At 69.1% G+C, this 16,420-nt stretch carries 13 protein-coding genes; 8 read left to right on the top strand and 5 right to left on the bottom strand.

What is annotated here, in order from left to right:
• Positions 1-185: 185 nt before the first annotated feature.
• The gene (locus FREUN1FDRAFT_RS12475) at positions 186-1,481 is read right to left on the bottom strand and encodes an ABC transporter substrate-binding protein (RefSeq protein ID WP_232295159.1); all 1,296 of its coding nucleotides are present in this window, start codon (positions 1,479-1,481) and stop codon (positions 186-188) included.
• A 735-nt stretch (positions 1,482-2,216) separates the two neighbouring features.
• Here FREUN1FDRAFT_RS12475 and tyrS point away from each other — a divergent pair.
• A complete protein-coding gene (gene tyrS / locus FREUN1FDRAFT_RS12480) occupies positions 2,217-3,443 on the top strand; it encodes a tyrosine--tRNA ligase (protein ID WP_006540404.1) in 1,227 nt (408 codons plus the stop codon).
• A gap of 132 nt (positions 3,444-3,575) precedes the next feature.
• Here the strand turns inward: tyrS and FREUN1FDRAFT_RS12485 are convergent, their stop codons facing one another.
• Together FREUN1FDRAFT_RS12485 and FREUN1FDRAFT_RS12490 are read right to left on the bottom strand one after the other, a co-directional pair.
• A complete protein-coding gene (locus FREUN1FDRAFT_RS12485; protein WP_198144312.1) occupies positions 3,576-4,499 on the bottom strand; it encodes an alpha/beta fold hydrolase in 924 nt (307 codons plus the stop codon).
• 192 nt (positions 4,500-4,691) lie between these two features.
• A complete protein-coding gene (locus FREUN1FDRAFT_RS12490) occupies positions 4,692-5,732 on the bottom strand; it encodes an LLM class F420-dependent oxidoreductase (protein WP_006540406.1) in 1,041 nt (346 codons plus the stop codon).
• A 1,372-nt stretch (positions 5,733-7,104) separates the two neighbouring features.
• On the opposite strand from FREUN1FDRAFT_RS12490, the gene FREUN1FDRAFT_RS12495 reads away from it, so the two are divergent.
• From FREUN1FDRAFT_RS12495 to FREUN1FDRAFT_RS12505, 3 genes are all read left to right on the top strand, one after another.
• The gene (locus FREUN1FDRAFT_RS12495) at positions 7,105-8,214 is read left to right on the top strand and encodes an ABC transporter substrate-binding protein (protein WP_232295160.1); all 1,110 of its coding nucleotides are present in this window, start codon (positions 7,105-7,107) and stop codon (positions 8,212-8,214) included.
• Positions 8,215-8,382: 168 nt separating this feature from the next.
• Positions 8,383-9,105, top strand: a complete 723-nt coding sequence (locus tag FREUN1FDRAFT_RS12500; RefSeq protein ID WP_006540409.1) for a metal-dependent hydrolase — start codon at positions 8,383-8,385, stop codon at positions 9,103-9,105.
• Between the two features lie 67 nt (positions 9,106-9,172).
• Complete coding sequence (locus FREUN1FDRAFT_RS12505) at positions 9,173-9,838, top strand: nitroreductase family protein (RefSeq protein WP_006540410.1); 666 nt, start codon at positions 9,173-9,175, stop codon at positions 9,836-9,838.
• Here FREUN1FDRAFT_RS12505 and FREUN1FDRAFT_RS12510 read toward each other — a convergent pair.
• Entirely contained in the window at positions 9,733-10,953 is a 1,221-nt protein-coding gene (locus tag FREUN1FDRAFT_RS12510) for a PHB depolymerase family esterase (protein WP_006540411.1), read from the bottom strand. The genes FREUN1FDRAFT_RS12505 and FREUN1FDRAFT_RS12510 overlap by 106 nt on opposite strands.
• A gap of 18 nt (positions 10,954-10,971) precedes the next feature.
• Here FREUN1FDRAFT_RS12510 and FREUN1FDRAFT_RS12515 point away from each other — a divergent pair, with 18 nt between their 5' ends.
• Both FREUN1FDRAFT_RS12515 and FREUN1FDRAFT_RS12520 read left to right on the top strand, forming a co-directional pair.
• The gene (locus FREUN1FDRAFT_RS12515; RefSeq protein ID WP_006540412.1) at positions 10,972-11,421 is read left to right on the top strand and encodes a MarR family winged helix-turn-helix transcriptional regulator; all 450 of its coding nucleotides are present in this window, start codon (positions 10,972-10,974) and stop codon (positions 11,419-11,421) included.
• Between the two features lie 266 nt (positions 11,422-11,687).
• Positions 11,688-12,977, top strand: a complete 1,290-nt coding sequence (locus FREUN1FDRAFT_RS12520) for a cytochrome P450 (protein WP_006540413.1) — start codon at positions 11,688-11,690, stop codon at positions 12,975-12,977.
• A gap of 75 nt (positions 12,978-13,052) precedes the next feature.
• On the opposite strand, the gene FREUN1FDRAFT_RS46195 is transcribed toward FREUN1FDRAFT_RS12520, so the two are convergent.
• Complete coding sequence (locus FREUN1FDRAFT_RS46195; RefSeq protein ID WP_232295161.1) at positions 13,053-13,505, bottom strand: putative quinol monooxygenase; 453 nt, start codon at positions 13,503-13,505, stop codon at positions 13,053-13,055.
• A gap of 138 nt (positions 13,506-13,643) precedes the next feature.
• Here FREUN1FDRAFT_RS46195 and FREUN1FDRAFT_RS12530 point away from each other — a divergent pair, with 138 nt between their 5' ends.
• A complete protein-coding gene (locus tag FREUN1FDRAFT_RS12530) occupies positions 13,644-15,113 on the top strand; it encodes an aldehyde dehydrogenase (protein ID WP_006540415.1) in 1,470 nt (489 codons plus the stop codon).
• The gene (gene lhgO / locus FREUN1FDRAFT_RS12535; RefSeq protein WP_006540416.1) at positions 15,110-16,342 is read left to right on the top strand and encodes an L-2-hydroxyglutarate oxidase; all 1,233 of its coding nucleotides are present in this window, start codon (positions 15,110-15,112) and stop codon (positions 16,340-16,342) included. Before FREUN1FDRAFT_RS12530 ends, lhgO begins: the two co-directional genes overlap by 4 nt.
• Positions 16,343-16,420: the final 78 nt, after the last annotated feature.

The raw sequence follows: 16,420 nt of genomic DNA on the forward strand, positions 1-16,420 counted from the left end.
CGCGGGGCGCGGGCGCGGGGCGCGGGGCGCGGGGGGACGATAGGCGCCGGACGCGTGAGGCGAGAGACACGCGGCGCGCGAGGCACGGCCCTGGCGGATGACGTCCAGGCTCGGCCGCGCGGGGTGAGGCACGGCCCCGCGCAACCCTGGCGAGGTGACTCCAGGGCCGCGCGGGGGACCAGCGGTTACTGACCGCCCGTGTCGCTGCCGCAGAGGCGCTCGTTGACCATCTCGAAATCCGTGCCCGTCGCGTTGATACGCACGAAGGCGTAGCAGCTCAAGGGAACGGAGGCGTTCGTCGCGAAGTCGAGCGTCTCAATGAGACCGCCCGCGTTGTAGTCGTGCACCGCGCGCAACCCGGTCATGAAGCTCTGCCTGGTCGGGCAGGTGCCGGCCTGTTCGAGCCCCTTGACGAACATGTCCGCGTAGATGTAGCCGAGCATGGCGAACTGCTGGGCCGGCTGGGTCTCCGGAGAGTACTTGGCCATTGCGGCCCGGTAGCTCTCGATGGCCGGGTCGGACGACTCGAACGGGCGGAAATGCACGTCGAACGAGACGCCCGCCAGATCCCGCCCCACCGTCGGCAGCTGGCTCTGGTCATATCCGACGAGCGAGACTGTCGACTTCAGGTTCATCCTCATGTTCCGCGCCGCGACGACGAGCTCGGCCAGGTCGGTCGGCACGGTGAAGCCGATGATCGTGTCGGCGTCGGCGGCGATCAGCTTCGAGATCGTCTGGTTCGGGCTGTCGACCCCGTGCACGTACGGAACCGTCTCGGTCGTCCTGAGCCCGAACCGTTCGAAGGCGTCTCGGTATTCCTGGGCGGTCTGCAGCGCGGAGTCCACCGAACCGGTCATCACGAAGCCGACCTTGCTGCCACCTGCCTGCTGGATGTAGCGGGCGATGGCCGTCGGGTCGACGACGTACCCGTAGGAGAAGAAGTTCTGGTAGCGCGCCCATGTCGACAGCGACGCGAAGCCCACCACCGGAACACCGGTGTCCTTCAGGCTTTCCAGCGCGTCACCGAACACCGTGGTCACCGGGAGAAGACCGAAAACCCCGTCCTTGACCAGGTCCTGCGCCACCTGATTGCTCTCCAGCTGCGAGCTGGTGTCGTCGCGCCATTCATAGGTGATTCGGCGCCCATTCACGCCCCCGGCCGCATTCGCCACACCAAGCCGCGCGTTCACGCCGGCACGGGCCGACGAAAAGGCATCGCTGCCGGGGCCCGAATCAGAAAGAACCATGCCGAGTCTGACCTGGTCCACGGTCACGCCAGGCCCGGTACACGCCGCCACACCATCGTTGCCGGATCCGGAGCCGCAACTTACCGCACCCGCCAGAAGTGTGACTGCCACCACAGCCCCCGACAGCCCTGACAGTCTTCTTAAGGTCATTTGTTCTCCAACGCGAACCCGACATCGACAACGGAGCCCGGAAGCCGGCAGCCGCAGATGACCAAATGCCCGGTAGCGCCACACCGCAGGCCATCCACGCAGCCCATTAACCGGGAACATAGTTGCGCATGTTAACGAGCAAGGACAGTTGTCTTTGTGTGAGGTACGCAGCATCACAGGGAAATCCCAACAGAACCCACGGAGCCGCAATCAACGGTTACCGGAAATCTGGCCACGGACAGGCCGGCCGCTACCCGTGGTGCCCACCTGAACCGGGTTTGCCACAGAGCGGGCCTGCCGCCACACGCACCAATCACCCTCCGAGCCCGATCGATTGCGACGAGAGCGCGCCGCAGTACCTACCGAACGGCTAGGAAGAAGCGGGGCTCGCCGCACTGCCCGGATGCCCACCACTCCGCCCATCAGGCCTGGGCCGCCGGCCACCTCCGGGCCGCGCCGCGGTACGCCCGGGGCACTGCGCTATGGACAGTGCGCGCCGAGGCTGCGCTCGGGACGACAGCGACCCCGGCTCCACCGCACTCAGGCCACTCCCCAAGGACCTCGGGTCCGGCAAGGCCGGGGGCACCCCCTGTCACCGGCGACACCCGGACCCACCGTCCAACCACCCCGTGAGTGGAACCCGATATCACACACCGACGACCAATCCGTTGATTTCGGCACCGCTTCAGCCGCGGTTCCCGGACGGAGTTTCGGTCAATGCACGGAGCCGGCACCCCCGCCTTGCCGGCCACCCGGATCAGCGGTCGGCCACCTCGACCATGATACGATGATTCATTATCAGCTCTCACAAGGATCCAGATGTCTGTCATCAATGACCGGGCGCACGTCGACCGCCTCCTCAGCGAGTTCGCGCGCACGACCGACGAGATACTGACGCTCGAAGAGCTGCGCACGCGGCTGCTGAGTGGCCGGCAGCTGATTATGAAATACGGTGTCGACCTGACCGCGCCGCATCTTCACATCGGCCACGCGGTGAATCTGTGGATGTACCGGGCGCTGCAGGATCTCGGGCACAGGGTCGTACTTCTGCTCGGTGACTTCACGACGCAGATCGGCGATCCCACCGGTAAGAGCAAAACGCGCCCGGTACTCGCCCGCGAGGAGATCGAGGCGAACGCGAAGCAGATTCAGGAGCAGGCCACCCGGGTACTGCGGACCGATCCCGAACTACTCGAGATCCGGCCGAACTCCGAGTGGCTGAACGCGATGACACCGTCGGAGCTGCTCACCGTGATGTCCCGAGTCACCGTGGACCGGCTGCTTTCGCGGGATATGTTCCGTAAGCGGATGAGCGAGGGCCAGTCGATCGCCGCCCACGAGCTGGTCTACCCGATCATCCAGGGCTGGGACTCGGTGTGCCTGCGCGCGGACCTCACCATCATCGGCAGTGACCAGCTTTTCAACGAGATGATGGGCCGGTCGCTCCAGGAGAAGGAGGGGCAGGCCCCGCAGGTCGTCATCACCACGAAGATAACCCCGGGTATCGACGGCGGCGAGAAGCAGAGCAAGAGCCTCGGCAACTACGTCGCCATCAATCACAGCCCGCGTGAGAAGTTCGGTCGTCTCATGCGGGTTCCCGACCAGTACGTCGGCCAGTACCTCACGGTCTACAGCGATTTGCCGGAGGACGCGATCCGTGCCGTGCTGAGCAAGCAGGAGACCGCGCCGATCGAGGCGAAGTACGACATGGCCACCGCGATCGTGACCCGTTGGGACGGCGAGGCCGCGGCCGCCGCCGAGCGGGACTGGTTCATCACGACCTTCAGCCGCCGTCAGGTGCCCGCCGACGCCGAGCACGTCGTGCTCGACACGGCATCGATGAAGGTCCTCGATCTCATGCGCACCCTGCTCGGAGCGGGGCCGTCCAACGGTGACCTGCGGCGGCTCATCCAGCAGGGCGGTGTCACCGTGGGCGACGACCGGATTGACGACACCGACGCCGTCGTCACCGTGGGCTCCGAGCCGGTGCCGGTGAAGCTCGGCAAGCGCCGCTGGTTCCAGGTCTCACGCAACCCTGCGGACTGAGCGGCGCCCGGTCCGCCCGCACCCGCGTCGGCCGGCGGCCGCCTGCACCAGTCGGCGCCGGAGCCCACAGCACCGATGACTCCGGCGCAGGCGGCTCCGGCGCAGGTTCCGACCGTTGTTCGGCTGTTCCGCTCAGCCGGCCAAGGGTGGAAGCCGGTCGAGAAAGCCACCGAGCCTGCCCGCGAAGACGTCGTTGTCGTCCCCGGCGACCATGTGGCCCGCGCCGGTGACGTCGACGTATTCGGCGTGCGGGATGAGCTGCAGCAGTTCCGCCGCGCCCTCCTCGCTGACGATGTCCGACTGACGGCCCCGAACCAGCAGGGCGGGCACCCGGATCGCCCGGGCAGCGTCGTAAAGCATTTCGGGCTGGGCGGATGGCGCCGACACGACCGCTTCGGAGGGGTGCGCCGCCCGCTTGGCGGCCAGCTCACTGAAACCGCGTTCCGCCTCGTCACGAATGGTCATGAAGGCGGGATCCCAGTGCCAGAACCAGCGCCCGTCCCGGTGTCGCAGGTTCTTCTTCAGGCCTTCGAGGTTCTTGGGCCGTTTGCGGTGCGGGTTGTAGGCGCTGATGGCGTCGGACGCCTCCTCCAGCGACGCGAAGCCGTCCGGCGCCGAGGACATGAAGGCGAAGATCTTGTCCGTGCCGGCGGGTTCGATCCGCGGTGTGATGTCGACCAGCACCAGCGCACGGCCGAGCCCCGGGTCCTCGCTCTGGGCGACGAGCGCCGCCATGCCCCCCATCGACGCACCGACGAGGACCGGTGGTTCATCGAGCTGGCGTGCGACCGCCCCGACGTCGGCGACCAGGGACCGATGGCTGTAGTCGCCGTCCGGCGCCCACTCGCTGTCGCCGTGCCCACGCGCGTCGACGGAGATCGCCGCCCATCCGAGGCCGGCGAGCCGCTCCCCCGTCCGCTGCCAGGAGTGTCTGGTCTGCCCGCCACCGTGCAGCAGGAGGACGAAGCCCCTGCGCCCGCCGCCGGGCGGATCCCACCGGTCGCCCGCCAGGCGTACCCCGGCGCCGTCGAAGGACACCTGCTCACGCAGAATCATCGGTCGCTTCGTCCCCTTCATCCCGCCAGGCCTTGTCGCAACCGCGGGCGTTCCGTCCGCCGGCCCCTCCTGTCACTGGCCTGTCCAGCAAACCACGCCACTGTTCTGCGCGGCCCGCGACCGCGGGCACGGAGGGCGGTCTGTGTGACAGCCCACTGGAGATCGGCTTCGGCGCTACGGTCGGGGCTGCCGTCAGGAGATCCAGCCACGCACCTGTTCGATGGCGGCCACCCGGGAACGATGGTCGGGCGCGAGCGGGGTCACGTTCAGGGTTGTCGCCCCCGCCTGCGCATAGGCGGCCAGCCGCTCCTGGATGTAGCCGGCCGGCCCGATGAGAGCGGTCGCCCGCAGCAGCTCGATCGGAACCGCCGCCTCGGCTTCCTTCTTCTTCCCGGCCAGGTACAGATCCTGGATGAGCTCGGCCTCCCGGACGTAGCCGTACCGCCGGGCGAGGTCGTTGTAGAAGTTACGGCCCTTCGCGCCCATCCCGCCGACGTAGAGCGCCACCGACGGACGCATCAGGTCGAGCAGATCGTCGAGGCCCTCCCCGATCGCCAACGGCGCCGCGACGACGACGTCCAGCGGGCCGAGCTCCGGGTCACGTCGGGCCGTGCCGTCGGCCAGCGCCTCGCCCCATACCTCGCCGGCCTTCTCCGGGTGGAAGAAGAAGGGCTCCCAGCCCTCGGCGATCTCCGCGGCCATCGCCACGTTCTTCGGGCCGATCGCGGCCAGGAGCACCGGAATCCGCTCCCGTACCGGGCGGTTGATGATCTTCAGCGGCTTCCCCAGGCCGGTGCCGCGCTCCGGCGGCAGCGGCAGGGTGTAGTAACGACCGCTGTACTCGACCTTCTCCCGCCGCCACACCGCCCGGCAGATCTCGACAACCTCCCGGGTCCGGCCGAGTGGCGCATCGTAGGGCACACCGTGAAAGCCCTCGATGACCTGGGGACCGGATGCCCCGATGCCCAGTGTGAACCGGCCGCCGGAGACGAAGTCGAGCCCGGCCGCGGTCATCGCCGTCAGCGTGGGCGTCCGGGTGTAGATCGGCAGGATCCCCGAGGCGATCTCGACGCGTTCGGTGCGGGCGGCCAGGAAACCGAGCTGGCTCACCGCGTCGAACGAATAGGCCTCCGGGACGAAGACGATCCCAAGACCCGCCCGTTCGAAGTCGCCGAGCTCGGCGACCGTCTCGGTGAAACCTCCGCTGTAGTTCAGCGGCATCCCGATCCGCATGGGAACTCGCCTCCTGCTCCGTACCCGGTGGGTCAGTCCAGCGTCCCGGCGACGGCCACGCGGCCGCCCGTTGCGTCGTCAAGCGGTCGGCCGCGTCGCGTCATGTCGCGATCGGAAGGCTACCGGCAGCATCCGTCAGCGGCCACTGGTCCACCACCGATGGCAACAACACCTCGACGCCGCAGTCCGATCCGCCCCTGCCGGTCGGCCGGCAAGGGCGGATCGGGCACCTTGGGAGATGACCGGCTCGGAAGCTGGTCAGCGTGGGCTCCATCCGGGTGTCGAGCGGGACCGTCGGTGCGACAGCTCCCACACAGTCGACCACGACCAGCCATCTACCTGCGCCGCCCCAGGTCCCGCCAGACCCTGTAGGCCAGATCTGACGGAGCGTCAGATCTAGCCGTGGCGCGATGACTTCGCGGTCTCGTCGAACCCGACCAGCGAGATGGTCTGGACCAGCCCGTTCCGCCGAGAATCCCCCAGTGCGCCGACTCTCAGACAGCAGCGGAATGCGAAGCCCACGCCACAAACAATCCGAGATCCGAACCGCGAGATTCGGGCACGGTTGGCGGGGGTTCCATCGTCCCACCTCGGATTTTGAATCATCCGACCACAGATTAGTTCCACCGAAAACTTCCCACCACCATTTTCCGATATTCGGCCACCTGCCGCGGGATCCCTTTTCCGGCCCTGGTCCACCGCCGCACACCGAGGCACCTGCCCGTGCCTGTTCAGGCATCCATGCGTGCCACCGTGGGGCCGTCGCGGCGCCCGGATCGTCTGCTCTGTAGTCGGCCTCAGCGGCGCGGCCCGCCACCACAACCGACGGCCTGTTTCCACTCGGCCTTGTCGATCACTCCTCGGTTCGTGCCACGACGGCCGTGGTCATCGCCCTCCCGGGCCGCAGGGCGAAAGCAGTGACGGGAATTCCGACGGACGATGGAGGCACAACACCCGCGCATCACTCCGATCAGCTGACCGTCCGTTAGGTAAGGTGTTCGCGGCGGTGGCAAGCCTGCCGGCAAGCAGACGGGCGACGAAACACACCTTGCTTGCAGCGGTTTCGACATGGAGGTCTTTCACCTCGCGGCGCAGATCTGACCCACACCGGCCCAGCGCGGCCACCTGAACGCAGAGATGTCCGGCTACCCAACGGTCACCACCACCGAGATCGTGCTGCTATAGTCCGCTACGCTGGCGGCCCGACAAGGACGACATCAAATTGGGTCAACATCCGCCTCGGGAGATGCGCATAGTGAGGATCAAGTATTCGGCGGCGTGCTGTGCTGCGGCCTTGTTCAGCGCGACGACGTTATCGGCCTGCCTCGGAGGAACAACGGCGGCCGACAGAGCGGACTGCAACACGCCTGGCGTGACCGCCAATCAGGTGAACGCCGGCCTCATCTATCCGGACACCGGCATGGCGGCCGATGTCTTCACCGCGTTCCGGGCCGGGGTTGATGCGCGCTTCGGGGCCGCGAACGCTGCCGGCGGTGTCAATGGCCGCCATCTCGTCCTCACGCCGCGCAACGACGAGAGCACTGCGTCGCTGAATCTTGCGGTGAGCCAGGAGCTGATCGAGAAGGAGCGGGTCTTCGCCGTCCTCGAGGGCAGCGTGGTGACCGGCGGTGGCGCCGAGTACCTGATGAAGGCCGGGGTTCCGGTCGTCGGCCTCGCGGTCGAGGACGTGTGGGCGAAGAACCGCAACATGTTCACCTTCGCCTATAACTTCTCCGGCACGGGCACGGTGAACACCTTCGGCAAGTTCGCCAAGAAGTACGGCGGAACGCGCGCGATCATCTATCACAATGCTCTCGACTCGTCGGTGTCCACACCGTTCGCGGACCAGTTCACGACCAGTTTCAACGCGGTCGGGATCCCCTCCTCCCTGGTGGCCGGTGACAACGATCCGTCGGCCAGCCAGATCGCGGAGGTCATCCGCCACATCAGGGCGGATGGTGCCGACACCTTCGTCGGCAACCTCGACGCGCCCGGCACCGCGAAGATCATCTCTGCGGTACGCGATGCGGGACTGCAGCTCAACGTGATTCTCAGCGCCGCCCAGGCTCCCACCCCGGAGCTGCTCGCGCAGTACGGCACCAACCTTGCCGGCGTCACCACCTTCACGAGCTATCTCCCGCTGGAGGTGGAGTCGGCGGCGAACACCGCCTACCGCAATGCCATCTCCGCCTACGCGCCCTCCCTCCAGAACGCCAACGAGACCCTGGCCCTGGTGGGCTACCTCGTCGGGGACATCTATGTCCGCGGTCTGGAGGAAGCCGGCGACTGCCCGACCCGTCAGGGCTTCATCGACGGCCTGCGCGCGGTGAAGGACTACAACGCCGGCGGCCTGACCAACAAGATCGACTTTGATGCGGACTTCGGGAAGGTCGAGCAGTGTTACTCGTTCAGCCGGGTGAACGCGGCCGGCACCGGCATGGAAGTCGTGGAGACTGACTTCTGCGGGGACCGACTGGACTGAGACGGGTCCCCTGCGGCGCGCGGCGGTGGAGGGCACCGGCTCTCCGACACCCGCCGCCGGCCGGCGGCCCATCTCGTCCGGGGATGTCCTCTTGGCGCGTCACGTGCGCTGTGGGTGCCGTACCCGCTAAAGTCCGCCGGTGCCGATCAATGGGAATGATGCGACGTGATGGGGCAGACGCACGTGTTGAGCGGCGGAGTGGCCTGGTTGGCGGCCGCTCCGCTGCTCTCGCGGGAGGAGCTGCTGGGTTCGCACGCGCTGTCGCTGTCCTCCAGCCAGCTGATCGCCGGTGCGGTCGTGGCCGCCGGCGCGGGCCTGCTGCCCGACATCGACCACCCGTCGGGCCGGATCGCCAACACGCTGGGGCCGCTGACGAAGACGTTGTGCCGGTGGGTGAGCCGCCTGTCCGGCGGCCATCGGCACGCCACCCATTCGCTGCTGTTCGCGGTCGCCATGGGAATCCTCATGGGGTTGCTGGCTGAGCATCTCCGGTACGGCTGGTGGGCCGCACTGTTCGTGCTGGTCGGTTTCGGGCTGCGTGGGCTCGGCCTGGACTTCAAGGGGCACGATGTCTGGTCCGGGCTGAAGGACTGCCTGACGGCCGGGATCGCCGTATACCTGATGCGCGACCTCGACATGGGTTTCGCCGGTTACGCCGTCACGATCGGTGCCCTGGCCCATCTGCTCGGAGACTGCCTCACCCCACGCGGATGCCCATTGCTGTGGCCGGTGAACTGGCGGATGGAGACAGTCCTGGTACCCCGGACGAACGGCACGGTGGAGCGGAAGGTCGTCGTCCCGGTCCTGTTCTGCGCCGCAGTCATCCTGACGACCGGCACTATGGTGGGCGACGACCCGTTCCTCTGGTTCGGCCGCATCCCGACGGGCTGAGCTAACGTGCCGGTGTCCCCTTTCCCGAGGACCGCGCCTGTAGGGTGCGGCGTGCAAGGAGCGTCCGGTGGCCCTGCCTGAGCCTCATCTGATCGCTGATCTGACGCCCGAGCAGCTGCTGACGACAACACGCAGCGTCCGTAAGCGGCTCGACCTGGACCGCCCGGTCGAGCCGGCGCTGATCGACGAATGCCTGCGGATCGCGCTGCAGGCCCCGAGCGGGTCGAACCGGCAGGGCTGGCACTGGCTCGTGGTGACCGACCCCGGCCTGCGGGCCGGAATCGCCGACGCCTACCGCAAGGGTGCCGCCGGATATCTGGCCGCCGCGGACCGGGCCAATGCCCAGCAGTACGAGGGCGAGCGCGCCGCGACCCAGGCCCGGGTCACCGATTCCGCCCGCTATCTCGCGGAGAACCTGCACCGGGTGCCGGTTTTGGTCATTCCGTGCATCGAGGGTGACGCCGCCTCGGTTCCCGCCGCGCAACAGGCCGGTTTCTGGGGTTCGCTGCTGCCCGCGGTCTGGAGCTTCATGCTCGCCGCGCGGCTGCGCGGGCTCGGCACCGCCTGGACGACCCTGCATCTGGCCCATGCCGGGGAGGTCGCAGAGCTCCTGGGTATTCCCCCCGGTTACACCCAGGGTGCGCTGGTGCCGGTCGCCCACACCCTCGGCACCGGTTTCCGCCCGGCTTCCCGCGAGCCGTTGGAGACCGTCCTGCATCGCGACCGCTGGTAGCGCGGTTGCCGGTCGCGGTACCGGGTCGGCGCCCCCTCCCACCTCTCAGCGCAGGGGGCGGGGTGCGCGGCGAAGAAGTCCCAGATGCGCGTGGTCGCGTCGAGGGCGTCCGACGGCTTGTCCGCTCCCAGCAGCTGCGTGAGCGCCTTCGCGTCGCTGCCGGGCCACTGGTGGCCCGCGCCGTCGATCGTGACCAGCTCGACGGCGCGGCCGTCGGGGCAGGCCGCGGCGGACGTCGTCAGCACGCCCTCGACGGTCACCGACGGCTGCGGGCAGTCGTCGATCGCGCGCCAGGCGGCGGCCACCTCGGGAACGGGCGGGCCGTCGATGCCCGGGTACCGGCGACTGAACGGGTCGCCCTGCTCGCCGTCGTACCGGATGGCTTTGTCCTCGATGCCGTGAATGTGCAGGATGGAGGCCTTCGCCGCCGACGAGCAGTCGACCAGCATCGTCGTCGAGACAGCCGCGACCGCGGCGAACAGGTCGGTCTCGCAGGCCATCCGATAGGCCATCGCGCCGCCGTTGGAGATCCCGGTGACGAACACACGGCGCGGGTCGACGTCGATCCGGCCGCCCAGCGTCGCGAGGACGTCCCGCAGGAACGCGACATCGTCGACGTCGTCACCCGCGGCGGGACCGCAGCAGGTGCCACCGGCGTTCCAGGAGCGACTGGTCCCGTCGGGAAACACGGCGAGGAAACGCCCGGCGTCGGCGGCATCGTCCCACCGGTAGCTCTTCTCGGCCTGCGTGCCGCTGCCGTACCCGCCGTGCAACATGACGACCACGGGCACCTGGCCAGTGAGCCCGGAGGGCCGGTAGAGATGAACCGTCCGTTCCTCCTTCTCCCCCGCCACCGTCAACGCGAAGCTCGACCGACCCGTCGGAATCGGTGCCCCGGCGGCCGGCTGCGAGGGTGCGGGCGAGGAATCCGAGCCGCCGAGGCGCTGCCGTGACGGACCGGACCGCCGTACCCCCGAGTCACAGGCCACCAGGAGTGTGACCAGCACGGCTGCCATGAGCAGTGCGGCTCCCAGAACAGCCCGCCGATGTGCGCGGAGCACCGAGATCGACATGCCGACAGAATAGGCAAGTACCTTGCCTATTTGCAATGGCACGATACCTCCGTGAGCCAGATGTTCCGGCCGGTCGCCGCGCAGACGACCCCGGCCCTGCTGCAGAGAGTCGCCAGGCTGCAAGCCGCCCGGGTGGCTGAGGGCTTCGCCGCCGCCGGGCTCACCGGCCTGCGCCCAGGCCACGCGCAGCTGCTCGTGCCCCTGCTGGGCGGGGGTCGCCGCGTCTCCGAGCTCGCCGAGGGCCTCGGGGTGACCAGGCAGGCGATAGCCCAGGTGGTGACCACCCTGGAGCGGGGCGGGTATGTCGAGCGGATCGCCGATCCCGACGACGGTCGGGCCCGGCTGGTGCAGCTGACCAGCGCGGGTCTGGCGGCGTTGCGCGCGATGCGCCGCACCGCGATTGCGGTCGAGCAGGAGTGGTCGGAGCTCCTCGGTCCCGACGGCCTCGACCAGCTCCGCACTCTTCTGGTGGTGCTCTTGGCCGGAGACGACGGCTTCGCCAAACCCTGAGCCGCGTTTCGGCGCCGCCCGCAACGGATTGCGCGCCGGCACCGGCCGGACCGCGGTGAGGCAGGGCGGACGAAGCGGCGCGATCGGTGAGACTTTTCCATCTCGCGGTGCATGGTCACCGATGCCACGGGTCCGCGCCGACGACCGAAAAGGCCCGGTTTGGTTGCTCGTGCTTCCGCACGTGTGCTAGACAGGTGCCCAACACGTATTGGGCACTCGCCCAATAATTTTCTGACGCGCGCGGCGCCACTCGGAGGGAGAGCGGGTTGACCGACTGGAAGACGATCGATTTCTTCAACGACGAATCGCTCGTCGAAAACCCGTATCCGTATTTTGACGATCTACGTGCCACCTGCCCGGTGCTGCCGCTGCCGCATCTCGGGGTCGTCGCGGTGACCGGCTATGCCGAGGCCACCGAGGTGTACCGCGACGTCGACACCTTCTCCTCATGCAACTCGGTGGTCGGCCCCTTCGCGGTCTTCCCCGTGCCGCTGGAGGGTGACGACGTCGGCGCCATCATCGACGAGCACCGCGACCAGTTGCCGATGAACGAGCACATGGTGACCATGGACCCGCCGATGCATACCAACGAGCGTGCGCTCGTCATGCGGATGCTGACGCCGAAACGGCTGCAGGAGAACGAGGAGTTCATCCAGGGGCTGGCCGGCCGGCAGCTCGACGAGTTCATCGACTCCGGCAGGTGCGAGTTCATCCGCGCCTACGCGCAGCCGTTCGCGATGCTCGCGGTGGCCGACGTCCTGGGTGTCCCCGAGGCCGACCACGAGCGCTTCCGGAAGGGATTCGGGCTGAGCACCAGCCCCGGCCAGATCGGCGCCGGTGGGGACTCCGACGGCGAGCTGAACGCGCTGGGCTGGCTGGACAACTGGTTCAGCAAGTACATCGAGGACCGCCGCCAGAACCCGCGCAACGACGTGCTGACCCAGATGGCGACGGCGACCTACCCCGACGGGAGCATTCCGGAGGTGATCGCGGTCGTCCGTGCCGCGACCTTCCTGTTCGCCGCGGGGCAGGAGACCACCGCCCGCCTGCTCGGTGCCGTGCTGAAGTACCTCGCCGAGAACCCGGAGGTCCAGGACGAGCTGCGGGCGAACCGTGAGCTGATCCCCGACCTGATCGAGGAGTCGCTGCGGGTCGAGAGCCCGGTCAAGGCCGACTTCCGGCTGGCGCGGCGGAACACGACGGTCGGCGGCGTGGAGGTGGCGGCGGGTACCCCGGTCATGCTCCTCAACGGGGCGGCGAACCGCGATCCGCGCCATTTCGAGTGCCCGGCCGAGTTCCGGCACGACCGCAAGAACGTCCGCCAGCACATCGCGTTCGGCCGTGGGGTTCATTCCTGCCCCGGTGGGCCCCTCGCCCGCGTCGAGGCCCGGATCAGCCTGGAGCGCATCCTCGACCGCACCCGCGACATCCGGCTTTCCGAGGAGCATCACGGCCCGGCGGGCGACCGCCGGTTCAAGTACGAGCCGACCTGGGTGCTGCGCGGCCTGACCGAGCTGCACCTGGAGTTCACCCCGGTCACGAGCGGATCCGCCTGAGCCGCCTGAGCCGCCGGTGACGCGGGGGCGGTCAGGACCGGGGGGATCGGTTCCGGGCCTGACCGCCCCTGCTGTTCAGAGCGCGACCAGGTCATGCCGCCGGCGCTCCTCGAGATACGGCAGCGTCTCATTTTTCAGCCAGTGCTCGAAATAGTCCGACGAGGCATGCGCGGTGACCGCCGCCGCGTCGACGTACTCCTCGTAGATCGCGAAGACGGCCGGATCCTGCGGCGACCGGCAGACGTTGTACGCGAGGTTTCCCGGCTCGGCCCGGGTGGGTTCCACCATCCGCGCCAGAGAATGCGCGACGTGCTCCTCGAAACCGGGCTTCACCTTATAGTGAACAATTATCACGGACGACATCTTCTCTGAACCTTCTCCATCGTCGACTCGGACCCGTCCCACCCCTGCCCACACGCCGTGAGATGGAAAAGGTTCACTCCTGCTGCGCGCGGCTTCTTCGAGGGCCCACCCATCATGGCCGTCGATCGGCCTGACCCGGACCACTTCGCCCGCACCGGCCCGCATGAGGACCGTAAACCTTAGTTTGCCGGTTTACGGTCTTCACTGTTCTGATCCGCCTCCTAGGCTCGGTTCCTACCTGCCGAAGGGCCGTTTGGCCCCCAGGTTGCAGGTCTCCAGGATTCGAGAGGACGGTCGGAGTTGATGCCACCAAGGGCGGTGCCGCGGCTCGTCGGCGGGCAGTGGCTGATGCCAGCCGACGGCCGGCACATCGACGTCGTCGACCCGGCGGACGTGCGCCGGGTCGTCGGGCGAGTTCCGGCGATGTCCGCGGCGGAGGTGACCGAGCTCTACGACGCGGCGGCGCTGGGAGCAGTCCGGTGGCGCGCCACCGGACTGCTCAGCCGCGCCCAGGTGCTGATCGACGCGGCCGCCGACCTGCGCAGACGTCGCGAGGAGATCGCCGCTGACCTGGTGGCCGAGATGGGCAAGACCCTCGCGGAGGCCACGGTCGAGGTCACCAAGGCCGCTGACTTCTTCGACTACTACGCGAGCATGGCCCGCCAGCCCTACGGGCATCTGCTGGCCGACAGCCGCCCGGGCACCGAGACATCCGTGCGCTCGGAGCCGCTCGGGGTGGTCTGCCTGATCACCCCGTGGAACGACCCGTTGCTGACCCCGGCCCGCAAGGCCGCCCCGGCCCTGATCGCCGGCAACGCCGTCGTCCTCAAGCCGGCGTCCGAGACACCGCTGGTCGCGGTGCACCTCGCCCGCTCCCTGCACGACGCCGGTCTGCCCGCCGGGGTGCTCGGGCTCGCCCTCGGACGCATCAGCGAGATCGAGGCGGCGCTGCTGGACGACCCGCGGATCGCCGCGGTGTCGTTCACCGGGAGCACGGCGGTCGGACGAATCCTCAAGCGTCGGCTCGCGGACCGCACCGTGCGGGTGCAGGCCGAGCTCGGTGGCAAGAACGCCTCGGTGGTCCTCGCCGACGCCGATCTGGCGCTCGCCGTCCCGACCGTCGCCGCGGCGTCGTTCGGGCAGACCGGGCAGCGCTGCACCGCCACCAGCCGGGTGATCGTCGACAGCAAGATCGCGGACGAGTTCATCGCCGGTCTGGTCCAGGCCACCGAGGCGATCCCCTACGGTCGGGGCACCGATCCGGACGTCGTGGTGGGCCCGCTCGTCAGCCGGCGCCACCGCGACGACGTCCTGGGCCACATCGAGCGCGCCCGCCAGGAGGGAGCGGTGATCGCCACCGGCGGGACGACCCCGGCGGACGGCCCGCTGGCCCATGGCTGTTTCGTCACCCCGACCGTCATCACCGAGGTCACCCCGGCGATGGGAATCTGGCGCGACGAGGTGTTCGGCCCGGTCCTCGCTGTGCAGGTGGTGGATGGTTTCGACGCGGCGGTGGCCGCCGCGAACGACTCCGCCTACGGGCTGGCCGCCGCGGTCTTCACCCGCGACCTCGGCCACGCCCACGCCTTCGCCGACCGGGTGGACACCGGCCAGGTTTCGGTGAACCTGCCGACCTCGGGCTGGGACGTCCACATGCCCTTCGGCGGTTTCGGTGACTCCGGCGGGTCGACGGTCAAGGAGCAGGGCTACGAGGGCCTCCGCTTCTACTCGCGGGTCAAGACCGTCGCAATGCGCTGCGAGCCGGGTTCATGACCGCGGCTGGCACGGCCCGCGAACGGGTCGGGGTGGTCGGCGGCGGCCTCGTCGGCCTCGCGGTCGCCCGCCGGCTGGCCCAGCTCGGCCGGGAGGTCGTCGTCTTCGAGAAGGAGGACGAGCTCGCGACCCACCAGTCCGGGCACAACTCCGGCGTCGTGCATGCCGGGCTCTACTACCAGCCGGGCTCGCTGAAGGCGACGTTGTGCCGTCGTGGTGTTCTCCTGCTGCGCGAGTTCTGCGCCGAGCACGGCCTTGAGTTCCGGGAGATCGGCAAGGTCGTCGTCGCCCGCGACGACCTGGAGGCCGGGCGGCTGCGGGCCATCGAGGGCCGCGCCCGACGCAACGGCGTTCCCGGGATCCGCTGGCTTGACCAGGCCGGACTGCGCGAGCTGGAGCCGAACGTCACCGGTGTGGCCGCGCTGCACTCGCCGACCACCGCCATCGTCGACTACCCGGCGATCGCCCGGGCCATGGCGGACGACGTCGTCGCCGCCGGCGGCCAGATCCTGCTCGCCACCACGGTCACCGGCATCAGGCCGGCCGGCGCCGACGCGGTCACCGTCACGGCCAGCTCTCGGACCACCGGCTCCCAGACCTACCAACTGGGCCAGGTCGTGCTGTGCGCGGGGCTGCAGGCGGACTCCGTGGCCCGGCTGGCCGGCGATGACCCGGGGCCGGCCATCGTGCCGTTCCGCGGCGAGTACTACCGGCTGGTGCCCGCGCGGACCGGGCTGGTCCGCGGGCTGGTCTACCCGGTTCCCGACCCGGCCTACCCGTTCCTGGGCGTGCACCTCACCCCGCGGGTCGACGGGAACGTCGACATCGGCCCGAACGCGGTACTGGCGCTGGCGCGTGAGGGCTACCGGCGCCGCGACCTGCGCCCGGGCGACCTCGCCGCCGTGCTGCGCTGGCCCGGGGCCCGCAAGCTGTTCCGCCAGCACTGGCGGGCCGGCCTCGGGGAGATGCGCGGATCGCTGTCCAGGCGGGTCTTCCTCGCGGCGGCCCGAGAGTACGTCCCTGACCTGCGGACGTCCGACGTCGTCCGCGCGCCGGCCGGGGTCCGCGCGCAGGCCGTCGACGCCGACGGCTCCCTGGTGGACGACTTCCGCATCAGCAGGCTCGGCCCGGTGACCGCGGTGCGCAACGCCCCGTCGCCGGCCGCGACCTCGTCGCTGGCGATCGCCGAGCACGTCGTCGACCAGATCGCCGCGCGTCAGTCGTCCTGACCACGACCTTTCCTGACCACGACTTTCTCTCCGTAGTTCCCAGGTTTCCAGCGGTGGCCCGGTGGGCGCCGCGGCCCG

The sequence above is a fragment of the Parafrankia sp. EUN1f genome (assembly GCF_000177675.1).
GTDB lineage: Bacteria > Actinomycetota > Actinomycetes > Frankiales > Frankiaceae > Parafrankia.

Excerpts from the sequence above, each read along its gene's own strand:
- tyrS (WP_006540404.1), top strand. The coding sequence starts at position 2,217 with ATGTCTGTCATCAATGACCGGGCGCACGTCGACCGCCTCCTCAGCGAG.
- FREUN1FDRAFT_RS12485 (WP_198144312.1), bottom strand. The coding sequence starts at position 4,499 with ATGATTCTGCGTGAGCAGGTGTCCTTCGACGGCGCCGGGGTACGCCTG.
- FREUN1FDRAFT_RS12490 (WP_006540406.1), bottom strand. The coding sequence starts at position 5,732 with ATGCGGATCGGGATGCCGCTGAACTACAGCGGAGGTTTCACCGAGACG.
- FREUN1FDRAFT_RS12500 (WP_006540409.1), top strand. The coding sequence starts at position 8,383 with ATGGGGCAGACGCACGTGTTGAGCGGCGGAGTGGCCTGGTTGGCGGCC.
- FREUN1FDRAFT_RS12515 (WP_006540412.1), top strand. The coding sequence starts at position 10,972 with ATGTTCCGGCCGGTCGCCGCGCAGACGACCCCGGCCCTGCTGCAGAGA.
- FREUN1FDRAFT_RS46195 (WP_232295161.1), bottom strand. The coding sequence starts at position 13,505 with ATGCGGGCCGGTGCGGGCGAAGTGGTCCGGGTCAGGCCGATCGACGGC.
- FREUN1FDRAFT_RS12530 (WP_006540415.1), top strand. The coding sequence starts at position 13,644 with ATGCCACCAAGGGCGGTGCCGCGGCTCGTCGGCGGGCAGTGGCTGATG.
- lhgO (WP_006540416.1), top strand. The coding sequence starts at position 15,110 with ATGACCGCGGCTGGCACGGCCCGCGAACGGGTCGGGGTGGTCGGCGGC.